Below are 22,063 nucleotides of genomic sequence, written 5' to 3' on the forward strand. Positions count from 1 at the left end.
TTTTAGTGAACCGGAAAATAGATGTTTCCAGCGATTCACATAAATAAAACAATGATTCGCATTACATAAATACAATGAAGGGGAGGATCGGCATTGCGCTTTTTTGAAAAAGAAATTATGAATGGTCAACGCGACTTGTTCTATCGTATACCTGGTGAATTTTCAAAATATACGAATAAGAACCAACTCCGCTACTGTGTTGGTGCAGCGCTGTATATGCCGGCAACAAGAGAGGTGATTGCAGAGGAAATCATCGCACACAAACACCCGTCACTCACTACCATTGTACTGGATTTGGAAGATGCACTCGGTGACCTGCAAGTATCAGAGGGGATTGAGCAATTAAAACGAACATTGACGACATTAAAAGAGGCAATGGAAGACGGCCGAATTTTTGTCGAAAAAATTCCGCTTTTATTTGTGCGTGTTCGAAGCGCAGACCAGCTGCATCAATTGACGGAGCAGCTTGGCAATCGTCAGCATTTCCTGACAGGCTACGTATTACCGAAGTTTACATCGGATAACGGCCGGGACTTTTTGCAGCTGATCAAACAGCAAAATCAGCTCGGCTTTCAGCTGTATGGTATGCCGATTCTGGAATCCGGCGAAATCCTGCTGAAAGAAAAACGATTGCAGGAACTTCTTCAAATCCGGGATTTACTGCAGGAATTTGAAGAATATATACTGAATGTTCGGATCGGGTCGACCGATTTTTGCGGATTGTTGGGCGTGCGGAGATCGATTCACCACACCGTGTACGATATCCAACCGGTCCGTGATTGCATAACGGATATTTTAAATGTTTTTTTACGGGATTCACAATTTGTGCTTTCAGGTTCGGTTTGGGAATATTTCAACCAGGATCTTGCTATAAAGGGGCTGGAAAAGGAAATTGAACTGGATCGACTAAACGGACTTATCGGTAAAACGATTATTCATCCTACCCATATCAAAACGGTACAAGCGATGTATGTCGTATCACATGAGGACTATTTGGATGCCGAGCGCATTTTGCTGCAGGCAGACGGTTCGATTGGTGTGGAAAAAAGTGCTTACGGTAACAAAATGAACGAAATCAAGCCGCACTATAGTTGGGCACAGCGAACAATGATGCGCGCGGAAGCATTCGGTGTTTTCAATAAGGGTGTATATTTTACAGATTTGCTGGGAGTGAAGGTACAAAATGCAGTATAACGTCTTGAATGCTTATGAAGCAACCGTACACGAAATCGACAATCCGTACCATTTTGACGAGCACCAGCTTTTTGACATGGCACTGCGCATCAACAAAAAGCGCAGTTTTCTGTTTGTCAGTAAGGTACTCGGCAAACATTTGGCGGTCAGCCCGCAAATTCCGATATTGACAAGCCACTTGCTGGCACATCGTTTCATGGAAGTGCGTTTTCAGGAAAAACATGAATTCGCCGAAAAAATATGCGAAGCCATTAAAACGCAGGATAATGTCCATGATACATTGAAGGAATCATGGAATAATAAGATTTTCATGAAACAGCCGCTGACAATTATCGGTTTTGCTGAAACCGCGACGGCATTAGGGCATGCTTTTTTTGATGCTTTTTCCGGCAATGTAAGGTTTATTCATACAACAAGAGAGATCATCATTGATCAGCAGCCGGTGATCAGCTTTGAGGAAGAACACTCGCATGCGACGAGCCATCATGTCTATGCAGAAGCAACCTTTTTTGCAGATCAAACGGAAATTGTCCTTGTCGATGATGAAATGACAACGGGCAAAACGAATGTTAACATTATCCGTCAATTGCATGAAACGTATCCGCACTTAACAACATTTACGCTCATTTCCATTTTGGACTGGCGAAATGCGGAACATGAACAGGAACTGCTGGCTTTCGCGCATCAGTACGGGATTCAGATCCATACTGTCTCGTTATTCAAAGGGGCCTTTCAAATTGAGGACAGGGGGGCGCTCCCGCATACCGAACAGTGCATTAAAAAGATAGCGGCCGGTCCTGTACACATCCATTCATTTGAAGAGGAAATGAAGCAGCATCTCGTTATGCAACGCTCGCTTAGTGAAGAAAATAATACCTATACGGCAAATTATTATACGGGCAGCGGAAGATTCTCGTTGGCTGCGGATGAACAACGCATCCTTTATGAAGATGTCGAGCTGATAGCAAAGAAAATTTCGAACGCAAGATCACATGGGAAGTGCCTAGTGCTTGGTACGGGTGAGTTTATGTATATCCCGATGCTGATTGCCGCACAGCTCGGTGAAGATGTGGCCTACCATGCGACAACACGCAGCCCCATTTTTGCCGATGAACAATCTGTAATCACGAACAAATTTAAATTTAACAGCGCGGAATATCCGGGTGTTGTGAATTACCTCTATAATGTACCGGCAGATCACTATGAAGATATTGTCATTGTCTATGAAAGAATACTGGATCATACAGCATTGATGGAGCTTGTCGGATTGCTGAAGCCATACGCCGGAACAATTCATGTTGTAACTTTGGGAGGTGCCGACAATGCTGAAATACTTACCGGATAAAATGGGCAGTTACCGCGATGAAGATGTTACATTTGTAATGCGGGATATTAGTCATCTGTCGATTGAAAAGAATACGGAAGAGCGGGAAAAAACAATTCAATCCGGAAAAGCCCACTACTCCGAGATGCTTCCGATCGAATATCAGCCGGACATCCGTTATATGAAGCTGTATGAAGTAATGCTGGAAACGTATGGACAGAAGGTGAGCCTATGTGTGGCGGTAGTGGCAGAAAAAATCGTCAAAGCGCGGGACACAAACGAGCTTGTCCTCGTCAGCCTGGCGCGTGCCGGTACACCGATCGGCATATTGATTAAACGGTATTTGCAGCAGTTTCATGATCTTGATGTTCCGCATTATTCGGTCTCCATTCTTCGGGGACGGGGGATTGATGAAACCGCATTGCAATACATCGTCCACCAGCATCCAAAAGCCAATCTTCAATTTGTTGACGGCTGGACCGGGAAAGGTGCGATTACTAAAGAGCTGGAACAATCGGTTGCCAAATGGAATGCAGCCGGCAAGTCGCCGATTAAAGCAGATTTAGCGGTACTGGCGGATCCGGGAAACTGTGCGAAACTGTACGGGACGCGGGAAGATTTCCTCATCCCGTCAGCCTGCCTGAATTCCACCGTTTCAGGTCTTGTCAGCAGAACGGTATTCAATGAGCGCTTCATGGACAAATCCGATTTCCACGGTGCGAAATTTTATGATGAACTGAAGCAGCAGGACGTTTCACAGGCATACATAGAAGCCATAGCATCCCATTTCACGCCAGATTTAGCGGCTGAGGCAAAACAGGCAGCTGACAATGCGGACGTGGAACAAGAGCCGTCATGGAGCGGACTTCAATGTATCGAGGAAATCCAGCAGCATTATCAGATAAAAAACATCAATCATATTAAACCAGGTGTAGGGGAAACAACACGGGTGCTCCTACGCAGAGTTCCTTGGAAAATTCTGGTCAATTCATACGCAAAGCAAAACCTGGAACATATTTATATTCTGGCAGAGCAGCGCGGTGTGGAAATTGAGTATTACGAGAATATGACCTATGCATGCTGCGGTCTGATTAAGGAGTTATTGTAAATGCAGTTATTCACCTCTGATCTGGACCGGACGCTTATTTTCTCGCAACGGACGATTCATACAGCGATCGAAAACTGTTTATGCATCGAACAACTGGAAGAACGGGACATTTCGTATATTAATGCCTCGATTGAGCAGTTACTGAAACAGATTCATGACACGATGCACTTTGTTCCGGTGACAACCCGTTCCATGGCACAGTATAAACGGATTACACTGTTTCAGCATACCGTCGTTCCGGATGTAGCCATTTTGGCGAATGGGGGTATCATTCTCCGCAATGGAGTGATCGATCCCGACTGGCAGCAGCATATTGAACAGCATCTTCGATTGTTGCCGCTGTCACTTCAGCAAATCGGCATAAAATATGCCCGAGAGCTGTCGGCCGGCTATTTCCTTCGCCATCATATCATCGAAAATCTGTTTTACTGTTTTATTATCGATCAGCAAACCGTCAATCTTCAGGAGCTGAAAGAATTCAATCAGTCTTTGCAGCAGGACGGCTGGCAAAGCTATTTGCAAGGGAGAAAATTGTACATCATGCCGCAGTTCTTAACGAAAGGTGCCGCAGTCGAATATATTAAACGTTTCCAGCACTACGACCGGCATTTTGCGGCAGGCGATTCACTGATGGATCTGAGTATGCTTGAACTTGCCGACGAGTATTTCGTGCCGCTGCACGGGGAGCTTACGCAGTTTGCCCAACAGCTGAATCTGAAGATCGTGCAGAAGAACGGGTCTGACTTTGCCGAACATTGTCTGCGGCAAATTTTAATCAAAAGCTCGGAAAATGCTGCTTTATAAGAAGGAAAACAACTAAAAATTTCAATCTATCATAAAAATGAAGAAGGTGTAGTGTATGTCAGATAACCCGCTATTTGAAGACCTGGAAAAAAGAACAACGACAACTGATGCGCTGCCGACGCAAACCCCAGCAGCGCCTGTGCAGTCACTTGTTTCGACTGAGGAAATGTCGCAAATTCGTCAGCGTCAGCTGGCATTGAAGCAGGAACCGCAAGTCAGGACACTTGCAGAGAGAATCGATCCGAAAAATCAGATTGCTGTACTGGAATTTGGTAAGGAGACAGCGAGCGGCATTTCGACATTTTCGGACCGAATGCTTGCGACGATTAAGCAAAGCGATCTGGAAAAGTCTACGCAGCTACTAACAAGTTTAAATAAAATTATGGACCGTTTTGACCCTGCAGATTTCAAGGAAGAAGAAAAAAAGGGCGGTTTTCTTAAACGACTTTTTACGAAAAGTAAAGTTCAGCTTGAAAAAGTACTCTCAAAGTACGACACGATGAACAAAGAAGTGGATAAGGTGTATACGGAAATTCAAAAGTATGAAATTGAGATGAAGCGAAATACCGTTCAACTGGAACAGATGTATGATGAAAACCTGAATTACTTCAAACAGTTAAGTGAATATGTCGCTGCGATTGATCTTAAGGTTGAAGAACTGAACGCGACAATCCAAACGTTGAACATAAAGGCAGAACAAGGGGATCATGAAGCGATTATGGAACTGGAGACAATCAAGCGTTCCGTGGAATTGCTTCAGCAGCGCGGCTACGACCTTGAAATGGCACAGCAGGTTTCATTCCAGTCAGCTCCACAAATTCGCCTGATGCAACAAGGAAACAACCAGCTCATTGGTAAAATCAACTCGGCTTTTGTTACGACAATCCCGATATTTAAACAGGGGCTTATTCATGCCGTAACGATGCAGCGCCAGAAACTCGTATCAGATTCGATGGCGGAACTGGATAAGCGTACAAATGAAATGCTAATACGCAATGCGGAAAATGTCCGGAGAAATTCCGTCGATATTGCCAGACAAGCTGGAAATCCAAGCATAAAGGTCGAAACAATGGAACAAACATGGCAGTCAATTATTGCGGGTATTGAGGAAACGAAGCAAATACAGGCCGAAACGGTTCGTAACCGCGATGAAGGGCGAAAGCGTATCGAACAACTGCAATTGCAGTACGAAAAATTGAAAAAGGTATAATCGTTAGACTTTTGGGCACACCAGCAGATCCGTTGCCATCCTATTTTGATTTCAGAACTTGTGAAGCAGCTTCAAATTAAAAGGGAGTGATTGCCTTGGAGATAAGAAAATTTAAATCAGAAAATGATGAACTGATTGATTTACTTTGTACCAATGATTGGCCTTTCCATGCGAAGGTTCAATTAAATCCAGCAGCGATTAAAAGAGCAATCGAGAATGGCTATTACTCTGAAGGAAGAGAAACGTTTTGGGTTATTGAAAACGAACAAAAAGTAGGAATTTTAATAATCGATGATATTGAAGATACGATCCCTTTATTTGATCTCCGTTTAACAACAAAAGCAAGAGGCAAAGGCATTGGTCAAAAGTCTTTAAATTGGCTAAAAGACTACTTGTATGGTGAAAAGTGTAAGATTCGAATTGAAGGTTATACGAGAGCAGATAATTTAGCGATGAGAAACTGCTTTACCAAGTCAGGCTTCGTAAAAGAAGGCTATTTACGCAAGGCATGGGAAAATGAAGACGGTTCAATTTCAGATACTGTCTTGTATGCATCTATTTATGATGATTGGAAGGACAATAAAATCACACCGATTAAATTGGATCAAGTCCCTTATTAAGTCGATACCGGCTGCCCGGAAGTTAGAAATAAATTCTAATTTCCGGCAGCTTTTTTATTGGAAAAATGATGAATAGGTAAGTTTGGAAAGGGTTCACAAGATCACTCCTTCCTTTATTGCAAACAATTTAAAGCATGGAATTTTTTGCAATAAACATTTCTCTTGGTAGCCGGTGCAATATCTACTATAATTAGTAATCGATTGGGTATGCAGTGGGGGTGTATGACAGATGATACAATTACAGCACGTTACGAAAAAGTTTGGTTCCTTTGTCGCGGTTCAGGATGTGAGTTTAACGATTGCGAAAGGGGAAATTCACGGTTTGATCGGGGCAAGTGGTGCGGGGAAATCGACGTTGCTGCGGCTGATGAATCTGCTGGAAGTACCGGACAGCGGGACTGTTGTCATAAATGGCCAGCAACTAACAGCTTTAAAAAATGCGGAACTCCGTGAAGCTAGAAAATCAATCGGGATGATCTTCCAGCATTTTCACCTTGTCGCAAATAAAACCGTCCATGATAATGTGGAAATTGCACTCGTCCTGGCAAACTTTCCGAAAAAGCAGCGGAAAGCACGTGTCATGGAATGTTTGCAGTTTGTCGGTTTGGAGCAGTTAGCCAATCAATATCCTGCCCAGCTGAGCGGCGGACAAAAGCAGCGTGTGGCGATTGCCAGAGCACTTGCGAATGAAACGGCCGTCTTGCTCTGTGATGAACCAACCTCTGCGCTCGATGCAAACACCTCTGCGGAAATATTGCGCGTTTTACAGAAGGTCAATGTTGAGCTCGGTGTGACAATTGTGCTTGTCAGTCATGAGCTTGATGTTGTGAAAAGTATTTGCCATCGCGCTACGGTGCTGGACGCCGGACAAATTTACAAAACAGTTAATTTGATACCAAGCGGCGTACTTGAAACGGACCATCATCCGCAAAGCTTTGTCGATCAGCTTGTGAAAGGCGGGGTCGGACATGCCTAATGTGTTGCGTCAATACGAAGCTGAAATTTGGCGGGCGATCAGTGAAACATTTTTCATGGTCGGTGTGTCAATTGTAGCTGCCGTATTAATCGGATTGCCAATCGGTACATATTTATTTCTTTGCGGGAAAGAAAGGTTGCTTGAAAACCGTGTCGTTTACAACATATTGAACCTGGTGGTGAATACGATCCGCTCGTTTCCGTTCCTGCTGCTGGTCGTATTTTTGATTCCCTTTACGAGGCTCCTTGTCGGTACGGCAATTGGGACGGTGGCGGCAACGGTTCCGTTGTCGATTATTGCCATAGCGCATTATGCAAGGCTTGTCGAACAGTCACTGCTCGATGTGCCAAAAGGTGTAATCGAGGCTGCGGTTTCAATGGGGGCATCGGTGCGACGAATTATTTTCAGTTTTCTTTTTGTGGAAGCGCGTTCAGGACTAGTGCTCGGCCTGACGACTTCAATAGTCAGTTTTATTTCGTATTCCACAATAATGGGTGTTGTCGGGGGCGGCGGTATCGGTGACTTTGCAATTCGCTACGGGTACCAGCAATTCAAGACAGATCTAATGCTTTACATGATTTTCATTATGATTATTTTGGTGCAGCTTATTCAAATGATTGGTACGACTGCAGCAAGATGGTTGGACAAAAGATAGGAGAATGATTGTGAAAAAAAGATGGATGTTAAGTGTGGCTGCTGTGCTAGCTTTAGTTGGCTGCGGACAGAATAAAGAAACAGAACCGAATAAAGAAGCGGAAAAGGAAGAGACAACATTAAAAGTGGCCTCATTAATTTCACCCATGACGGATATTCTGGAGCTAGTCGAGCCTCAATTGGAAGAGCAGGGCATTGACTTGGAGATTGTCGTTTTAGGGGATAATGTACAGCCAAACAGTGCACTCGCTGCAAAGGAAGTCGATGCAAATTTCTTCCAGCATGTACCGTATATGGAGGAATTCAACCGTAACAATGACGCCAATTTAGTGCCGATCCAGCCGATTTACTTTGCGAACTACGGTGTGTATGCTAAAAATTATGATTCAATCGAAGAGTTGCCTGAAGGGGCGACAGTTGCAATTGCCAACGATATTTCAAATGTTGACCGTTCATTAATGCTGCTTGCCCAGCACGGTGTCATTACATTGAAGGAAAAGACGGATGTGTATTATACATTGGCAAGTGTCGAGGACAACCCGAAAAATCTTCAGTTTAAAGAAGTCGATTTGTTAATGCTTGCGCGTATGTACGATGATGCCGATGCAGTTGTGATGACACCGGCATATGCGGCACCGCTTAACCTGACACCGAAAAGTGATGCGCTGCTGACAGAAGGTGTAGAAAACGACTTTGCCATTACTTTAGTGGCTCGTGAAGACAACAAAGACGACGATGCAATCAAAAAGCTTGCAGAAGCGATGACGAGTGAAGAAGTGCGTAATTTCCTGATTGAAAACTACGACGAAACAGCAACACCAGCTTTTGAATAAATAACTTGATTGATGCCGAGACGCGTTTACATTATGCGTTTCGGCTTTTTATATTAAAAATGCGTTGAATCAAAGCAGCTTTTTGACCGGTATGCCTAATTTTGTTACCCTTTATTTGTAAACAATTGAAGGGGTGGTCAAAATGGCAGATAACTTTAAAGCATTAGTCGTAAATAATGAAGAACAATTTACAGTGAACGTGAAGGAACTTTCCTTAAATGATTTACCTGAAGGAGGCGTGCTGCTTAAAGTCGAGTATTCTTCTATTAATTATAAAGATAGTTTAGCAGCAATTCCGGACGGTAACATTGTAAAAAGCTATCCATTTGTACCGGGCATTGACTTGGCAGGAACGGTCATTTCTTCGGGAAATCCGCAATTTAAAGAAGGCGACAAAGTGATTGCGACAAGCTATGAAATCGGGGTTTCTCATTTTGGCGGATATAGTGAATATGCCCGCATCCCATCTGAGTGGCTTGTTCCACTGCCGGAAGGACTTTCATTAAAGGAAGCGATGGTCATCGGCACAGCCGGCTTTACGGCAGCTTTATCAGTCCAACGGTTGGAAGATAATAATGTAACGCCTGATAAAGGGAAAGTACTTGTAACCGGTTCTACAGGCGGTGTTGGCAGCTTTGCCGTTTCGATTCTGTCAAAGTTTGGCTATGAAGTAGAAGCGAGCACTGGGAAAGAATCGGAACACGGGTTTTTAAAAAGCCTTGGTGCGACTTCAATCATTCCACGTGAAGAAGTATATGACGGGAAAGTGCGCGCATTAGGCAAGCAAAAATGGGCAGCTGCGGTCGATCCTGTCGGTGGTGAGCCATTAGCTTCATTGCTAAGCCAAATTCACTACGGCGGATCCGTTGCGGTGAGCGGGTTAACAGCAGGGACAAAACTTCCGTCAACTGTTTTTCCATTTATATTGCGCGGGGTCAACTTACTAGGAATTGATTCTGTATACTGCCCGATGGAGACGCGATTGAACGTATGGAACCGTTTAGCGACAGATTTTAAACCGGATAACTTGGAGCAATTAATTCAACAAGAAATAACGCTCGAGCAGCTTCCGGAATTTCTGCCAACGCTGTTGAAGGGTCAGGCAAAAGGAAGAACGATCGTGAAGCTATGAGAGTGGCACTTTGACAAGGTGAATTTTTCTGATGAACGCACTTCTTATGGGAGTGCGTTCGTTGTTTCAAAGTGACCCCGTTTAGCGGCTGATTTATTCAAAGGTGACTAATTTCTTATTGAAAAATGGAAGGGTTGAAAAAATGGAGAATTGTATATTTTGTGGAATTGTAAGGGGAGAACTATCCTCTTACACAATATTTAAAGATGAAATAGTTACTGCATTTCTTGATATTAATCCTGTGGCTATGGGACATATATTAGTAATCCCAAATAAACATTTTGACAGATTAGATACTATAAACGATGAAGAAATTATGAAAGGATTAATGAATGCACTTATAAAGGTATCAAATTTGCTCATTGCTTCTGGTATTTGTAATGATTTTACTATACTCAATGATAATGGGATAAATGCACAACAAGATATTATGCACACTCATTTCCATATCATACCGAGACATCATAATGAAAAAATAGAATTAAAACTTCCAACAGATAAAGAAGTTGCTAATTCAGAGACACTTAAATATACATATTCTCTTTTAAAACAATCATTATAAATTATTCAAGTAGACAGTACTTTAATAAAGGGATTTATCAATAATCCCAATTAACTAAGCCTCTTTCAGTTCGTCCGCAAAGAATTTTATTTCATAATTAGAAATATAAATAAACGGAGGTGTAGAACAATGAACAAAAAGAATGGTTTTCTTTTTTTCCTAACTTTATGTATCGAGGCGGTTATCACCTATTTTGTTGCAAGTACGTTCTCTGTTCGATTTATTGAAGTAATGGGAATTATCGGGGCAATATGTAGCGGATTGTTTCTTTTGTTAACAAGTGGAGGGGGGCCAATTTCGAATTTCTATACTGCGAGAAACGCGGGCATAACAGGAATCATTCAAAAAAGAGAAGCCTTTGTTTTTAAAAAAGGTGCAGTGTTTTTCGCTTCCGTTGTTTACTTTTGCATCGGATTGATTTTCTTTATTTTGCTAGTTACAAATGCCATTCCGCCCGCGTAATAAATATTTGTTCATCCTGACCTTTTAAAAAGAAAGAACAAGTAAAATGATTTGTTAAGATCATAGTTATTTCATTAAAGGGCGCATTTCTTCAATAATAAGAAAACGTTTTTCCGTTATAGGATCATATTATTGAATTACACTTTTAAGTAATAGTCTACCAAAGACGCTTAGGTAACTAATATATTACCAGCTATCAAAATAACATGTTCAAACAAAAACTATATAAAATAACCCTTAAATGGTAATATTATGGCATACATTATTTAGGGGGACACTACAATGAGATTAAATAAGATTTTAAGTATTATATCTATTTTATTCCTACTAAATCTTAGCGCATGTTCAAAAGAAGAAGTTAAATATGATGGAGAACCTTTAAAAATCGCTGTAATTGGTCATATTCCTGAACTAAATAATAAAAAAATTAGTTTTGAAAAAATTTCATTAGATGAACTTAGCGAAGATACAGTACAGATTTCAACAAATTTTGATGCAGTTATGATAACACCATTGATGTTTGAAGAAGCTTCTAATGATCGATTTGTTGAAGTTTATAATAACTCTGAAATCCCCTATATCTTTTTTGATTCCGAAAAAAGGGATCTTCCATTTACAAAAGTTGGGTATACATACGAAACAGCGCGATGGGAAGCATTGAAAAACGGTTCACATACGACAATTTATTTATCCGATAAAGATGCCAATAGAGAAGATGTTTGGTATTTCTATTTAAATGATGAAAAAGGATTAGATGTCCTTTACAAAGAGATTTTTGAAAAGGTTAAAATGTTATAAATCTATTCAGAAAAACGATATTCAATATTCGGGCGCGATTGTTGTATAGCCTTCTAGTTTAGGGCATAGGATTCGCTGTGTTAAATCGCTAATGTATTCAACCAGCTGCCGTATTGGGGAGGTAGTAAAATTAGATCGTCATGATTTTGATTTTCGAACAAATTCAGTCATTGTACAAGGGAAAGGTGATAAAGAAAGAGAAGTATACTTTAATACTCGCTGCTCCATTTCGTTAATAAGATATTTAGACGAACGAGAGGATGAAGATCCTTGTTTATTTATTACAAACAGGAAACCTAAAAGGCGGATGAGCATTGATAATTTGAGATATAAACGCTTTTTAATAACAATTAGTGAGTCTATTTTGGGGGAGATTTTTTGAAAACGAAGCATCATTCTTGGAAAAGCTATGTTTTTTTAACTGTTAGCGTGATAGTTACGGTTCTTATGATTTTATTAGACCCAATTGGAGTAGCCACAAAAGAAAAGCTGACAGGGGGTATAATTTTTCTTATATTGGCAGGGAATGTCGTGTCTGTCTTACTGGGCATTTTAACATTTACATCCAAGTACGAACGGAAATTGATTCCTAGTATAGCTGCCATATTTACTTTCTTAAATTTAGGGGTGGTGATTTTCTTTTTCTGGTTTGGTGCGAACTTTGAGTGAGTAAAAGATATTCATCAATCGGCGCGATTCTTCAATAAGAAGATCGCGTTTCCCGTTATAGGGCCATTTAATTTAGTAAACTTATTTTAATGTATATAAGGAAAGGTTTATTCCTCTCCATTATAGAATTTGGGGAGTAAAAAACCACCTCTATTGAAAGGTGGAAGAAACAGAACAAGAATTTACTCTATATAGTCAATAAACTTTGGTGGAACTTGTTCAAAAATATAAATTTCTGGGTTATTATAAGGCTTATTTTTTAAAAATTCTTCAAAAGTGTTCATACTTGCCCAATAATTTTTCATTAAATCTTCCTTTGAAGGTAATCCCTCAACAATACGACCATTGCCACCATCATAAATATCTTCAATATAAGCAAATAAATCACTTGCTATATCTCTGTTAAAAACCAAAATTTTATCACTAAACACTGGAAATCGATAGTGAGGAATATCATACTCTTCCAAACCTGCACCGAAAGCAACATTAAAGTCAACCCATTTCGGTAAATTTGCGGGTCTGAAACGGATAGTTAAATCTGGAAAAAAATTACCGCTATTGCCATACCATTTTGTAGCCGTCTTACGATTTAACCCTTCCTTTAAAACGATTGCGGGGCTAAAATATTCACCAAGATCATCATTTCGAATAATTACATGATACAAAAACAAATGATTGCCTCCATTCCTAAAATATTATCCTAAAAATTCTACAATTAACTACTGGGTTATTTTAATAAGTAACTATTTACTACCTTTATTTTACCATTTCCTATACATATAAGAAAACTAGAGCTTAAAGGATTATTAACTGTTTCTAGTTAATGAATGGGAATTTGTTTTCAATCTGACAATATAAAGGATCTTCCACAATCGGGCCATTTTGTTGAATAACATTTTTTCTCTGGAGTGTTAGAAAAAATACAGATTTATAACGATAAAGGAAGAGCTATACAAGTTTTATACAAATTAAATATCATGCTCAGCCAGTATAAAAGCTGCTTTAGTAACGTGCGTATTTAAATAATTAGAGGTAAATCCAATACTAATATTGAAATGTCTATATAACAAATTCTGCGGAGTTGGAGTTGATATTGTTGAAAAAGCCAATCTACAAAAGAATACATATTATTGGGTCAGTTGGAAGTGGTAAAACAACTTTAGCAAAAGAAATATCTTCATGGTTAGATATCCCGTATTACGAATTAGACAATATAGTTTGGATAAGGCATAAATCCGGAGATATTAGGAGAACTGAACAAGAAAGGGAAGAGTATCTAAACAGTATATTAAAATCAGATAGTTGGATAATTGAAGGGATACACAATGAAGATTGGGTAAGCAATTGTTTTCAAAATGCAGATTTGATTTTCTTTTTAGATACAAAATATTCCATAAGAACTTACCGAATTATAAAAAGGTTTTTAAAACAAAAGCTTCTAATAGAGAAAGCAAATTACAAACCAACACTAGCTATTTTTCTTAAAATGTTTAAATGGAATCGTTATTTCGAAGAAGTTGGTAAAATTAACTTTTTTAATAATTATGGCGTACATAAAGATAAGATAAAAGTTATTAATAATACAAAATGTGTTAAGAAGCACTTCAATTAACAGCTATCATATCCTAATAAGAAGGCCTGCGAAGAACAGAGAGGGTAATAGCTGTCATGTAGGACCCATCTTCAACAATTGAGCGCAATTCTTATACAAAGAACAAACTGGTTATATATGAGGGGGATATACAAGCGTTAATAAAATTTGTTATTAAACTCTTCACGAATTCAATTTTAAGAAGTAAGGTTTTAATTTACATAAAGGAGCTTAAGATTATGCCTGTATATAATAAATTAGTAAGAGATAGGATTTTAGAGATTATCGAATCAGATGGATTAGTTTATAATGCTCGAATACTAGAGTCAACTGAACTCTTAAAGGAAGTTAAGGCGAAAATGATTGAGGAAGCTAAAGAGTTTCAAGCAACAGAAACTGTTAATGAAAGCGTGGAAGAATTAGCAGATGTATTAGAATTAATACATACAGCTCTTAGTACATTAGGTGTGACATATGAGGAGCTAGATGAAGTACGGTTGCAAAAAAAGGTAAGGCGAGGTGGTTTTGAAAAAGCAATTTACTTAGTAGATGTAAAAGACAAGTGATTAGTTTCTACAACAATCGGGCGCTTTTCTTGAATAAGAAAAGTACTTTATTCAATTAAAGGGCCAGATTGTTGAATAACATTATTTCTGAAAGGTTATCAAAACAGTGAAATCCAGCTAAAAAAGGAGACTAATCTCTAATTTAATTTTACGGTTTTAATTGATTGCCGTGAAATACTTTAATAAGAAAATCACGTTCCGGAACTTGCAGTAATTCATATGACTCTAAAAATTTTTTGTTATCATAGGAGACTTCTTCGAACCTAACTGCAATTTTGTCCTTTCCTATATCAACTACTGAATATGGTGCTGTTGCTTTTGAATTGCATCCTAAAGACCCAGGATTTAAAAAGATAGTATCGTTATCTTCAAAAAAATGAATTGGATGATGATGTCCAAAGCATATTAAACTTTCTTCGCTTTCTTTAAATAGAGAGAGTAAATTATCTAAACTGGGCTCAACAATTTTACTAAATGGGTCTTTGCTTATATGCTCATTTAATTTGGCTTGCTCAATGTGATAATGGATAAACAATACTGAGTTACCTTCAATTGTAGCTGCAATTGTCCGTGGTAACTGTTCTAATTTGGGAATGAAACCTTTGTCCATATTATCCGCTATCCATTGGTGATGTTCCCTAGCGTGAGAGTGGCTTAATGGATGTTCTTCCCCCTTTAGAAGTGCCAAACTGCTTCATCGTGATTCCCAGTAATCATAGATACATCTTTTCTTGCAAATAAAATTTTCAAGACTTCATTTGTATTTGGTCCTATTCCTATCATATCTCCTAAACAATAGATATGTTCAATATCTCGCCTTTTATCAAAATCATTAAGAACCGCTTTTAAGGCAACGGCATTGCCATGAATATCAGCAATCACTCCAATTTTCATAAACTATCGACACTCCTTTGTTCATTCTAATTTGGTGAATTATACCATGTTTTATCGTTATGCCCGAAATAAAAAAATAGCGCACCTTCACGGTACGCACGACGAATTGCCAGTTAACTGAATTTTTTCGGTTAGCTGGCTATTTTGCACATGTAGCCTAAACCGGTATCTCTGTTAGTAACTTGACGATATAGCTAAATTCGATCTTCAACAATCGGGCCAGATTGTGGAGCAACAATTTTCCGTGGGGGAGTCTTAGAGAAGATACAGATTTATACCGATAAAAGAATGGCTATACAAGTTTTTAGGCAAATTAAAGATCATGCCCCCAGCAAGTATAAAAGCCGCTTTAGCAACGTTTCATTGCCTTGCATAAAATCACGTATAAACAATGTTCCATAAGAAAAGCGAGAAACGCTATTAAGTCAACGTTTCTCGCATTTTAGTGTATTCCCAAACTTGCATTTGGGCACGCTATTTTGTATGGCTATGTATACTAAAATCTAGGTTCTTTAAAATCAAAGGAAGTTCTAAATAATCATCAATTATTGCATCGGCTTCTATATCAGTCCATTGATTATCTTTTTTCCAAATCCCCTTCATTCCTACGTTTTGGGCAGCTTTTACATCATTTTCAGGATGGTCACCAATAAATACACTTTCTGAAGGCTCTACATTTAATTTTTCTAATGCATTCATAAAGATTTGGGGATTAGGTTTCTTGATTCCTTCCCATTCGGATACTAAGATTACATCAAAATATTTCTCAATGTCCAAAGCTTTAATGTTATCCATTTGGAACTGACCATACCCATTTGTAATCATGCCTAAAGTAATTTTATTATTTTTTAGCTCCTCTAACATTTCATGAATATGAGGAAATCCTTCACAATGATGTTTGAATTCTTCCACATAATCTTGGAGGAGTTCTTCCCACGTTACGGAAGGTATATTAAATTCATCAATTAGTTGTTGGTATACTTTATCCTTCCAAACATATCCGTGATTGTCTAATTCAATAAATCTCGAAATATATTGCTCTTTTGGAATATGGGAAAGTAACTCATACAATCTTTCGTATTGCTGGTTTATAAAAAGCTCAACCGATTTATCACGATTCAATAAAGTTCCATCTAAATCAAATAATACAGCTTTAAACATTTTAGAATTCCCCCATAGGCAAATTTTTACTCAATATTAATCTTACCAAATTAATAGACTGAATAGTAAAAAGATTCCCAAAGCGTCGTTTGGTAACATTTTATCACTAACGTTGTATATCATCATAGTGCCATGCTTATTCCACAATCGGGCGCGATTCTTCAATAAGAAGATCGCGTTTTTCCGTTATAGGGCCATTTAATGGAATACGAAATTTTTCTTTAGAGTTAAACGTAATAAAGATTAACATAATTGAGAGGCGGAGATATACATTGTTTGAAATTGTGCCTAAATGTACTAAATGCGATAAAGAAATTAAAGGAAACGATGTAGTTTTTGTAAAAATGCGTTATCCAGAACGAAAAGGTATGACTGAAATTAAAGCCTATATACAAAATGAAGGAAGACTAATTTGTGAGGATTGCTATAATAAAAAAACTAATTAAATGTTAAAGAATTATGGCGCACTTTCCTTGTGTAAGGAAAGCGCGCAGTCTATTAAATATTTATTCATAAAGTGTCTTGTTCTACAATTGTGCGCGATTCTTCAATAAGAAGATCGTGTTTTTCCGTTATAGGACCAGATTCTGTCACAAGGAACAGCCCTTTATTCACTTAAAGAGTCCCAATGTGTGTAATGTAAATATCTAAATCCCTTAATAATTTTCTAACTAAATATGGACAAAATAAAATTTTTAATGTTTAATAAACCCAAAAAAATACAAGCCTTTTGGGATTTCAATAGGTTTTAGAATAGAGGGGAAATCATGGATAAATTTAAAAAATACTTCGGTCAATTGAATATGACTTGGTCGAGAGTATTTCTTTTAGCTGTTATTACAGCGGTATATACTGCACTTATCAATCAGGTGTCATTTTTAAAAGATACCTCATTTCAAGATATCGCTATTTATGTTGACTGGTGGATTCTTTTTGCTGTATTCATTATTGTAAACTGCGAAAAGTGGTGGGAAGCAGCACTTAAATGCTTTGTATTCTTCCTTGTTAGCCAGCCCTTAATTTATTTAATTGAGGTGCCGTTTTACGGGCAAGGGTGGGAGATATTCCGCTACTATGATTACTGGTTTAAAATCACACTTCTGACCTTACCAGGTGCTGTGATAGCATTCCAACTTAAAAAGAAAAACTGGCTTAGCGTTCTAGTTTTATCCGTGGCAACAGGTTATCTTGCTTACGCTAGCGTCGATTATTACAGAGCTGCAATGACAAATTTTCCGAATCATCTCCTCAGCGCTATATTTGCCCTTGGCTTAGCGATTTTCTTTATTTTTGTTTTACTAGATAATAAAAAGCATCGCATTGCGGCTCTTTCGGTCTTAGCTGCGTTACTAATTGTTTTTGGTCTCTTTACTGGACCAGATAAGACGGAGGAAATATTTCTTGAGGAGGGAAGTTGGACTTACTCGATGGAGGATGAGTCCGTTGTCATGATAGAGATGACAGATGACAACCATGCCACTTTGACAGCAAAACAGGATGGTAATACTTTCATCCACTTTGAAAATACTGACGGTACCGAAATTAACTATTATGTTACTGTAAGCGGTGGTGGTATTTGGATTAATCTACTTGACGAAGACTAACTGTTCTACCTAGCGTAATTTAAATATACTTTGGATTTATGTATGCTAAATGTAATTTTTTTATATCCTAAGGCGATGTTCAACTATCGGGCGCGATTCTTCAATAAGAAAATCGCGTTTTTTCGTTATAGAGCCATATTGTGGAATAACATGGTATGTCATAAATTGTGATTGTAAGAGTTTACTTAGAAAAAGGGGTTGTTTTTAAATTAAAAATTATTAACGTTTTTTTTACTTATTAGAGCAAGGGTATTCCTTGCTTTTTTCTTTGTGTTTGAACATGCATATATTTCAAAAGTATTGACTAATAACACTAATAGTATAAAATTACACTTGCATAAATGATTTTTGATAATTGAAGTTGTCTGAGGACGACCAAATGAAAAAATTTCTTGGGGGATTTTCATGAGAACTTTATGGTTAATTATTTCTTTAATACCTGTTGCATTCCTTTTTCACTATTATGAATATGGGCAATACATTAAACGCGAAGAAGCATCATTTCTCCTTACTAGTTCTATTCTGTTCGTTCTAGTAGCTGGTTTTTTAGCTGGTAGTGTAAAATTACGATATATTTTCTTTTTGAATATCATAACAGCGTTATTGTCAGTTTTTTTGGCTTCATATTTTATTGCAGATGATGGCGGCTGGTTTAAACCTTTAGGGAGAGACGGCGCAGTGATATTTGTTTCGCTAGTTTTCTTAATAGGACAATTAATAGTAAGACTCTTTTCACATAAGTTATTCATGAGAATTGAAACTTCCCGTGAGTAAAATTAGAAAAGCCTCGTTATTGTAACGCTGCTACTTCAACCGTTTATGCCATATGTATAGAAAACTGTATAATAAATCGTTCAAGCGAAAAGGCACAAATGTTATTTAACAACATTCGTGCCTTTGTGTTGTATGTCCAAACCTTAATTCGGGAAGGTTTATGTATAAAACTTTATATTAATTATGCAATATTTAAGAACTGTTTTATTAAGTATAAATGATGGTCGTGGAAAAGATGCTTTTCTAAATAATCGAAGTCGACCCAGCGCATTGTTTCTTGTTCAATCGGTTCAGCTACTTTTTCTAGTAGCTCACAAACGTATAATATGCCGATGTTATGTTGAGAATCATCAGGATATTTTTCTGAAACCCAGTGTCTTTCGGCTTTACCGATTACTTCAATAATCTGGACCTGATGACCTGTCTCCTCAATACTCTCTCGTAATAATGCAAGTTCTGGAGATTCTCCTTCTTCAACACCTCCACCAATCAAAAATAAATTTCCTTCTAAATCTTCTACACATAAAAATTGTTGAAGGTCATTTTGAATGACTGCATACGCTCCAGTTCTTTTCCAATAATTTAAATTATAATTACGTTCACCAAAAATCTCCACAATTTACACCCCCTAAAATTGGAATTAAAGGAGATTATTATAACATAATAATCGTCCCAAAAGTAATTTTTGGTTTTTTTGTATATACCTTTGTTTAGGCATAAAATTAATTTCATTCGTTCTTCAACAATCTGGGCGCGATTCTTCAATAAGAAGATCGCGTTTTTCCGTTATAGGGCCAGATTGTTGAATAACATTTTTTTAGGGAGTGTTAGACAAGATGCAGATTTATAGCGATAAGAGATTTGCTATACAAGTTTTTATGCAAATTAAAGAACAAGCCTAACAAGTACAAACACCGTCCCATCGACGGTTTGCGTCATGCTGCATAACCAATACTCACATTAAAAAGGCACGAAATGCTGATTTAACAACGTTCGTACCTTTTTATGTGTCCCAAAACTTTCATTAGGGAACGTTATTTTGAATAGGTTTGTACAAAATTAGGATATCAATTTTTGAACTTTTCTATTTGTATCTTTTATTTTTCTATATAAGAAGAATGAACAAAGTGAGACGATCATAGCTATAAGTGCAGGAATCCATAATTGTAAAGTGGTTGGACTGTAATGCTTTGTTTGAAATGCTCTTTCTACTTCATGCAAATAATGTCTAGCATATTCAAATTGAACAATATACCCATCTTTCTCCATAACCATCGTGCCAATATCGTAATCAGAAGGTGTTATATTGTCTGTTATTAATTGTCCACTTTCATAAATAACTTTCGCTCTTTCATATGGTAGGGGATAAATTGCTTTTGGTTTGTCATAATCTTTAGCTAGAGGCTCTACATCGGCAATATTAAAAACAGCAATGTATTTAATCCTATTCTGATAATCAGTTGAAACCTTTTCTAGTCCAGAAGCTCCATCAGTAGCAAAATTTTCAAAAGCAGCGTTCATAATGTTTAGTTGTTCCTGTTCGATGTTTTCTTGATGTTTGATATTAGCTGCCAAGCCTTGTGTATCTATAAAACCTTTCCCAATAAGGATAATCATAATAACAACAGCAAGTACTGTCAGCCATTCTAACATTTTTGAAAAACCTCGATAAGACTTAAAAATGTGATTCAATTTTTCAAATGGTTGTTTTTGTTGTATAGCTATTGTATTTAACCCGATTTGTTCAACCTCAAATTCATTTAGCATTTGCTCATAAATTTGTTTACATTGTGTGCAAGTTGAAAGATGCTGTTCTACTAATTTATTACTTGTCTCGCTACATAAGCCATCTATATACATTGGTAATAAGTCTTTTACGATTTCACAATTATTCATTTTGTTTTAACACCTCTTGTAGTTTCACTTTAGCCCTATAAAATGTGACTCTTGCCCAGTTTTCATTTTTACCTAAAATATCACCTATCTCTTGGAAGGTAAGACCACCTAATAACCGTAAATGGAGAATTTCTCGATACGGTTCATTTAGTCGATGGATATGGCGATATAGCTCTATTTTGTCCTCTTGTGCCATTAATAGCTGCTCAATCGAAGGACCATCTTGTAGTTCTGAAAATTCTGGTTGTTTCACTTGCTTATCAACGTATTGATAATATGTATGTTTTGCAATTTGACATAACCAAACAGATATTTTACAAGCACCGTTAAAGCGGTCTATAGAGTGAATTGCTTTATAAAATGTCTCTTGAGTTATTTCTTCTGCTATATCAGTGTCCCTACATAATGTCATCAAATATTTGAAAACAAGTTCAAAATTTTCTTCATATATTTCAGTTAAATGTCCCACACCGTTCCTCCTTTCACTTATATATCTAAAAATAACGAAGAACGTTACAGCTTTTTAAAATAATTTTATCATTAACTATAAAAAAGAATCTTAGTATATTAAGATGACGTTTGGAAACATAAATATTTTAAGCATCCAAAAGCAAACAGCCAAATCAATGTGAGTGAAATGTTTTGTTACCAAAATCGTATTTGCGAACATCTCTTTGCTTACCATTGTAAATGGATAAATCTGATGCCACCCTTATGCAACAATCGGGCGCGATTCTTTAATAAGGATCGCGTCACTTTTCATTAAAGGGCCAGATTGTTGAACATGAGAAGGAAATATCTAAATAGAGATCGAAATTTATACAAATGGATAATAACACTACCCTATGGGAGATGATTCGAAATGGAAATACAGGAGAAACAAATTAAGTTGAATGGACACACTTTTATGTACCGTGAAATTGGAGAAGCTTCTGCACCACCAATTGTAGCACTTCATGCGCTAGGGAAAACTTCGGAATCATGGGATCAAGTTTTCACTGTTTTAGGTGAAAAATATAGAGTTTTAGCTTTAGATCAAAGAGGTCATGGAGGAAGTAGAGAAGCTAATACATATAGTTTTGAATTGATGTGTGATGATTTACTTTATTTTGTCGATGCATTGAATTTGGGACGGTTTACGCTAATTGGTCATTCTATGGGGGGACTGTATCCTATCTTTTCGCCGAATCATACCCTTCTAGGATAGAACGACTGGTTGTTGAAGACACAC

General features: G+C 37.8%; 27 protein-coding genes and 1 pseudogene. 21 read left to right on the forward strand and 7 right to left on the reverse strand.

The window, feature by feature from the left end; genetic code table 11:
* The first annotated feature begins 93 nt into the window (after positions 1–93).
* The 15 genes and pseudogenes from M3166_RS02815 (at position 94) to M3166_RS02885 (ending at position 12,346) form a co-directional block, all read left to right on the forward strand.
* Entirely contained in the window at positions 94–1,194 is a 1,101-nt protein-coding gene (locus M3166_RS02815; protein ID WP_353056548.1) for an HpcH/HpaI aldolase/citrate lyase family protein, read from the forward strand.
* On the forward strand, positions 1,184–2,539 hold the full coding sequence (locus tag M3166_RS02820) for a phosphoribosyltransferase family protein (protein ID WP_251687143.1): 1,356 nt from the start codon (positions 1,184–1,186) through the stop codon (positions 2,537–2,539). The genes M3166_RS02815 and M3166_RS02820 overlap by 11 nt, the downstream gene beginning before the upstream one ends.
* The gene (locus M3166_RS02825; protein WP_251687145.1) at positions 2,517–3,626 is read left to right on the forward strand and encodes a cysteine protease StiP family protein; all 1,110 of its coding nucleotides are present in this window, start codon (positions 2,517–2,519) and stop codon (positions 3,624–3,626) included. The genes M3166_RS02820 and M3166_RS02825 overlap by 23 nt, the downstream gene beginning before the upstream one ends.
* The gene (locus M3166_RS02830) at positions 3,627–4,430 is read left to right on the forward strand and encodes an HAD family hydrolase (RefSeq protein WP_251687148.1); all 804 of its coding nucleotides are present in this window, start codon (positions 3,627–3,629) and stop codon (positions 4,428–4,430) included.
* Between the two features lie 55 nt (positions 4,431–4,485).
* Positions 4,486–5,640: a toxic anion resistance protein gene (locus M3166_RS02835; RefSeq protein WP_251687150.1), complete on the forward strand. Its 1,155-nt coding sequence runs from the start codon at positions 4,486–4,488 to the stop codon at positions 5,638–5,640.
* Positions 5,641–5,726: 86 nt separating this feature from the next.
* A complete protein-coding gene (locus M3166_RS02840; protein ID WP_353056549.1) occupies positions 5,727–6,260 on the forward strand; it encodes a GNAT family N-acetyltransferase in 534 nt (177 codons plus the stop codon).
* A gap of 229 nt (positions 6,261–6,489) precedes the next feature.
* A complete protein-coding gene (locus M3166_RS02845) occupies positions 6,490–7,236 on the forward strand; it encodes a methionine ABC transporter ATP-binding protein (protein WP_251687154.1) in 747 nt (248 codons plus the stop codon).
* Positions 7,229–7,891, forward strand: coding sequence for a methionine ABC transporter permease (locus M3166_RS02850; protein WP_251687156.1), 663 nt, complete (start codon positions 7,229–7,231; stop codon positions 7,889–7,891). The genes M3166_RS02845 and M3166_RS02850 overlap by 8 nt, the downstream gene beginning before the upstream one ends.
* Before the next feature lie 10 nt (positions 7,892–7,901).
* The gene (locus tag M3166_RS02855) at positions 7,902–8,723 is read left to right on the forward strand and encodes a MetQ/NlpA family ABC transporter substrate-binding protein (RefSeq protein WP_251687158.1); all 822 of its coding nucleotides are present in this window, start codon (positions 7,902–7,904) and stop codon (positions 8,721–8,723) included.
* A gap of 142 nt (positions 8,724–8,865) precedes the next feature.
* Positions 8,866–9,855, forward strand: a complete 990-nt coding sequence (locus M3166_RS02860) for an NADPH:quinone oxidoreductase family protein (protein ID WP_251687160.1) — start codon at positions 8,866–8,868, stop codon at positions 9,853–9,855.
* Between the two features lie 118 nt (positions 9,856–9,973).
* On the forward strand, positions 9,974–10,417 hold the full coding sequence (locus M3166_RS02865) for an HIT domain-containing protein (protein ID WP_251687162.1): 444 nt from the start codon (positions 9,974–9,976) through the stop codon (positions 10,415–10,417).
* Between the two features lie 129 nt (positions 10,418–10,546).
* A complete protein-coding gene (locus M3166_RS02870; protein WP_251687165.1) occupies positions 10,547–10,879 on the forward strand; it encodes a hypothetical protein in 333 nt (110 codons plus the stop codon).
* Between the two features lie 282 nt (positions 10,880–11,161).
* Positions 11,162–11,677, forward strand: coding sequence for an amino acid oxidase (locus M3166_RS02875; RefSeq protein ID WP_251687167.1), 516 nt, complete (start codon positions 11,162–11,164; stop codon positions 11,675–11,677).
* Positions 11,678–11,744: 67 nt separating this feature from the next.
* A pseudogene (locus M3166_RS02880) lies at positions 11,745–12,059 on the forward strand (tyrosine-type recombinase/integrase); the annotation flags it as partial.
* Positions 12,056–12,346 carry a hypothetical protein gene (locus tag M3166_RS02885; RefSeq protein WP_251687171.1) on the forward strand — a complete coding sequence of 97 codons (291 nt, stop codon included), beginning with the start codon at positions 12,056–12,058 and terminating at the stop codon, positions 12,344–12,346. The pseudogene M3166_RS02880 and the gene M3166_RS02885, both read left to right, overlap by 4 nt.
* 182 nt (positions 12,347–12,528) lie before the next feature.
* On the opposite strand, the gene M3166_RS02890 is transcribed toward M3166_RS02885, so the two are convergent.
* A complete protein-coding gene (locus tag M3166_RS02890) occupies positions 12,529–13,017 on the reverse strand; it encodes a hypothetical protein (RefSeq protein ID WP_251687173.1) in 489 nt (162 codons plus the stop codon).
* A gap of 425 nt (positions 13,018–13,442) precedes the next feature.
* Here M3166_RS02890 and M3166_RS02895 point away from each other — a divergent pair, with 425 nt between their 5' ends.
* Positions 13,443–13,958: a DNA topology modulation protein FlaR gene (locus tag M3166_RS02895; RefSeq protein ID WP_251687175.1), complete on the forward strand. Its 516-nt coding sequence runs from the start codon at positions 13,443–13,445 to the stop codon at positions 13,956–13,958.
* Positions 13,959–14,176: 218 nt separating this feature from the next.
* Positions 14,177–14,503, forward strand: coding sequence for a nucleoside triphosphate pyrophosphohydrolase (locus M3166_RS02900; RefSeq protein ID WP_251687177.1), 327 nt, complete (start codon positions 14,177–14,179; stop codon positions 14,501–14,503).
* A gap of 148 nt (positions 14,504–14,651) precedes the next feature.
* Here the strand turns inward: M3166_RS02900 and M3166_RS02905 are convergent, their stop codons facing one another.
* The 3 genes from M3166_RS02905 to M3166_RS02915 form a co-directional block, all read right to left on the reverse strand.
* Positions 14,652–15,191, reverse strand: coding sequence for a metallophosphoesterase family protein (locus tag M3166_RS02905; RefSeq protein ID WP_251687179.1), 540 nt, complete (start codon positions 15,189–15,191; stop codon positions 14,652–14,654).
* Positions 15,179–15,397, reverse strand: coding sequence for a metallophosphoesterase family protein (locus M3166_RS02910; RefSeq protein ID WP_251687181.1), 219 nt, complete (start codon positions 15,395–15,397; stop codon positions 15,179–15,181). The genes M3166_RS02905 and M3166_RS02910 overlap by 13 nt, the downstream gene beginning before the upstream one ends.
* 474 nt (positions 15,398–15,871) lie before the next feature.
* On the reverse strand, positions 15,872–16,558 hold the full coding sequence (locus M3166_RS02915; protein ID WP_251687183.1) for an HAD family hydrolase: 687 nt from the start codon (positions 16,556–16,558) through the stop codon (positions 15,872–15,874).
* A 272-nt stretch (positions 16,559–16,830) separates the two neighbouring features.
* On the opposite strand from M3166_RS02915, the gene M3166_RS02920 reads away from it, so the two are divergent.
* The 3 genes from M3166_RS02920 (at position 16,831) to M3166_RS02930 (ending at position 18,936) form a co-directional block, all read left to right on the forward strand.
* Positions 16,831–17,004 (forward strand): Fe3+ hydroxamate ABC transporter substrate-binding protein, encoded by a 174-nt coding sequence (locus M3166_RS02920; protein WP_251687185.1) that lies wholly within the window; start codon positions 16,831–16,833, stop codon positions 17,002–17,004.
* 321 nt (positions 17,005–17,325) lie between these two features.
* A complete protein-coding gene (locus M3166_RS02925) occupies positions 17,326–18,162 on the forward strand; it encodes a hypothetical protein (RefSeq protein ID WP_251687187.1) in 837 nt (278 codons plus the stop codon).
* A gap of 405 nt (positions 18,163–18,567) precedes the next feature.
* On the forward strand, positions 18,568–18,936 hold the full coding sequence (locus M3166_RS02930; RefSeq protein ID WP_251687189.1) for a hypothetical protein: 369 nt from the start codon (positions 18,568–18,570) through the stop codon (positions 18,934–18,936).
* Positions 18,937–19,117: 181 nt separating this feature from the next.
* On the opposite strand, the gene M3166_RS02935 is transcribed toward M3166_RS02930, so the two are convergent.
* From M3166_RS02935 to M3166_RS02945, 3 genes are all read right to left on the reverse strand, one after another.
* Positions 19,118–19,552: an NUDIX hydrolase gene (locus M3166_RS02935; RefSeq protein ID WP_251687191.1), complete on the reverse strand. Its 435-nt coding sequence runs from the start codon at positions 19,550–19,552 to the stop codon at positions 19,118–19,120.
* A gap of 443 nt (positions 19,553–19,995) precedes the next feature.
* Entirely contained in the window at positions 19,996–20,832 is an 837-nt protein-coding gene (locus M3166_RS02940) for a zf-HC2 domain-containing protein (RefSeq protein ID WP_251687194.1), read from the reverse strand.
* Positions 20,825–21,301, reverse strand: coding sequence for an RNA polymerase sigma factor (locus tag M3166_RS02945; RefSeq protein ID WP_251687195.1), 477 nt, complete (start codon positions 21,299–21,301; stop codon positions 20,825–20,827). The genes M3166_RS02940 and M3166_RS02945 overlap by 8 nt, the downstream gene beginning before the upstream one ends.
* A gap of 393 nt (positions 21,302–21,694) precedes the next feature.
* Between M3166_RS02945 and M3166_RS19470 the strand changes: the two genes are divergently transcribed.
* Positions 21,695–22,039: an alpha/beta fold hydrolase gene (locus tag M3166_RS19470; RefSeq protein WP_353056550.1), complete on the forward strand. Its 345-nt coding sequence runs from the start codon at positions 21,695–21,697 to the stop codon at positions 22,037–22,039.
* Positions 22,040–22,063 lie beyond the last annotated feature (24 nt).

The organism is Solibacillus isronensis, from assembly GCF_023715405.1.
Classification (GTDB): domain Bacteria; phylum Bacillota; class Bacilli; order Bacillales_A; family Planococcaceae; genus Solibacillus; species Solibacillus isronensis_B.

Excerpts from the sequence above, each read along its gene's own strand:
- M3166_RS02820 (WP_251687143.1), top strand. The coding sequence starts at position 1,184 with ATGCAGTATAACGTCTTGAATGCTTATGAAGCAACCGTACACGAAATC.
- M3166_RS02825 (WP_251687145.1), top strand. The coding sequence starts at position 2,517 with ATGCTGAAATACTTACCGGATAAAATGGGCAGTTACCGCGATGAAGAT.
- M3166_RS02830 (WP_251687148.1), top strand. The coding sequence starts at position 3,627 with ATGCAGTTATTCACCTCTGATCTGGACCGGACGCTTATTTTCTCGCAA.
- M3166_RS02835 (WP_251687150.1), top strand. The coding sequence starts at position 4,486 with ATGTCAGATAACCCGCTATTTGAAGACCTGGAAAAAAGAACAACGACA.
- M3166_RS02845 (WP_251687154.1), top strand. The coding sequence starts at position 6,490 with ATGATACAATTACAGCACGTTACGAAAAAGTTTGGTTCCTTTGTCGCG.
- M3166_RS02850 (WP_251687156.1), top strand. The coding sequence starts at position 7,229 with ATGCCTAATGTGTTGCGTCAATACGAAGCTGAAATTTGGCGGGCGATC.
- M3166_RS02860 (WP_251687160.1), top strand. The coding sequence starts at position 8,866 with ATGGCAGATAACTTTAAAGCATTAGTCGTAAATAATGAAGAACAATTT.
- M3166_RS02870 (WP_251687165.1), top strand. The coding sequence starts at position 10,547 with ATGAACAAAAAGAATGGTTTTCTTTTTTTCCTAACTTTATGTATCGAG.
- M3166_RS02875 (WP_251687167.1), top strand. The coding sequence starts at position 11,162 with ATGAGATTAAATAAGATTTTAAGTATTATATCTATTTTATTCCTACTA.
- M3166_RS02900 (WP_251687177.1), top strand. The coding sequence starts at position 14,177 with ATGCCTGTATATAATAAATTAGTAAGAGATAGGATTTTAGAGATTATC.
- M3166_RS02910 (WP_251687181.1), bottom strand. The coding sequence starts at position 15,397 with ATGAAAATTGGAGTGATTGCTGATATTCATGGCAATGCCGTTGCCTTA.
- M3166_RS02915 (WP_251687183.1), bottom strand. The coding sequence starts at position 16,558 with ATGTTTAAAGCTGTATTATTTGATTTAGATGGAACTTTATTGAATCGT.
- M3166_RS02925 (WP_251687187.1), top strand. The coding sequence starts at position 17,326 with ATGGATAAATTTAAAAAATACTTCGGTCAATTGAATATGACTTGGTCG.
- M3166_RS02930 (WP_251687189.1), top strand. The coding sequence starts at position 18,568 with ATGAGAACTTTATGGTTAATTATTTCTTTAATACCTGTTGCATTCCTT.
- M3166_RS02940 (WP_251687194.1), bottom strand. The coding sequence starts at position 20,832 with ATGAATAATTGTGAAATCGTAAAAGACTTATTACCAATGTATATAGAT.
- M3166_RS19470 (WP_353056550.1), top strand. The coding sequence starts at position 21,695 with ATGGAAATACAGGAGAAACAAATTAAGTTGAATGGACACACTTTTATG.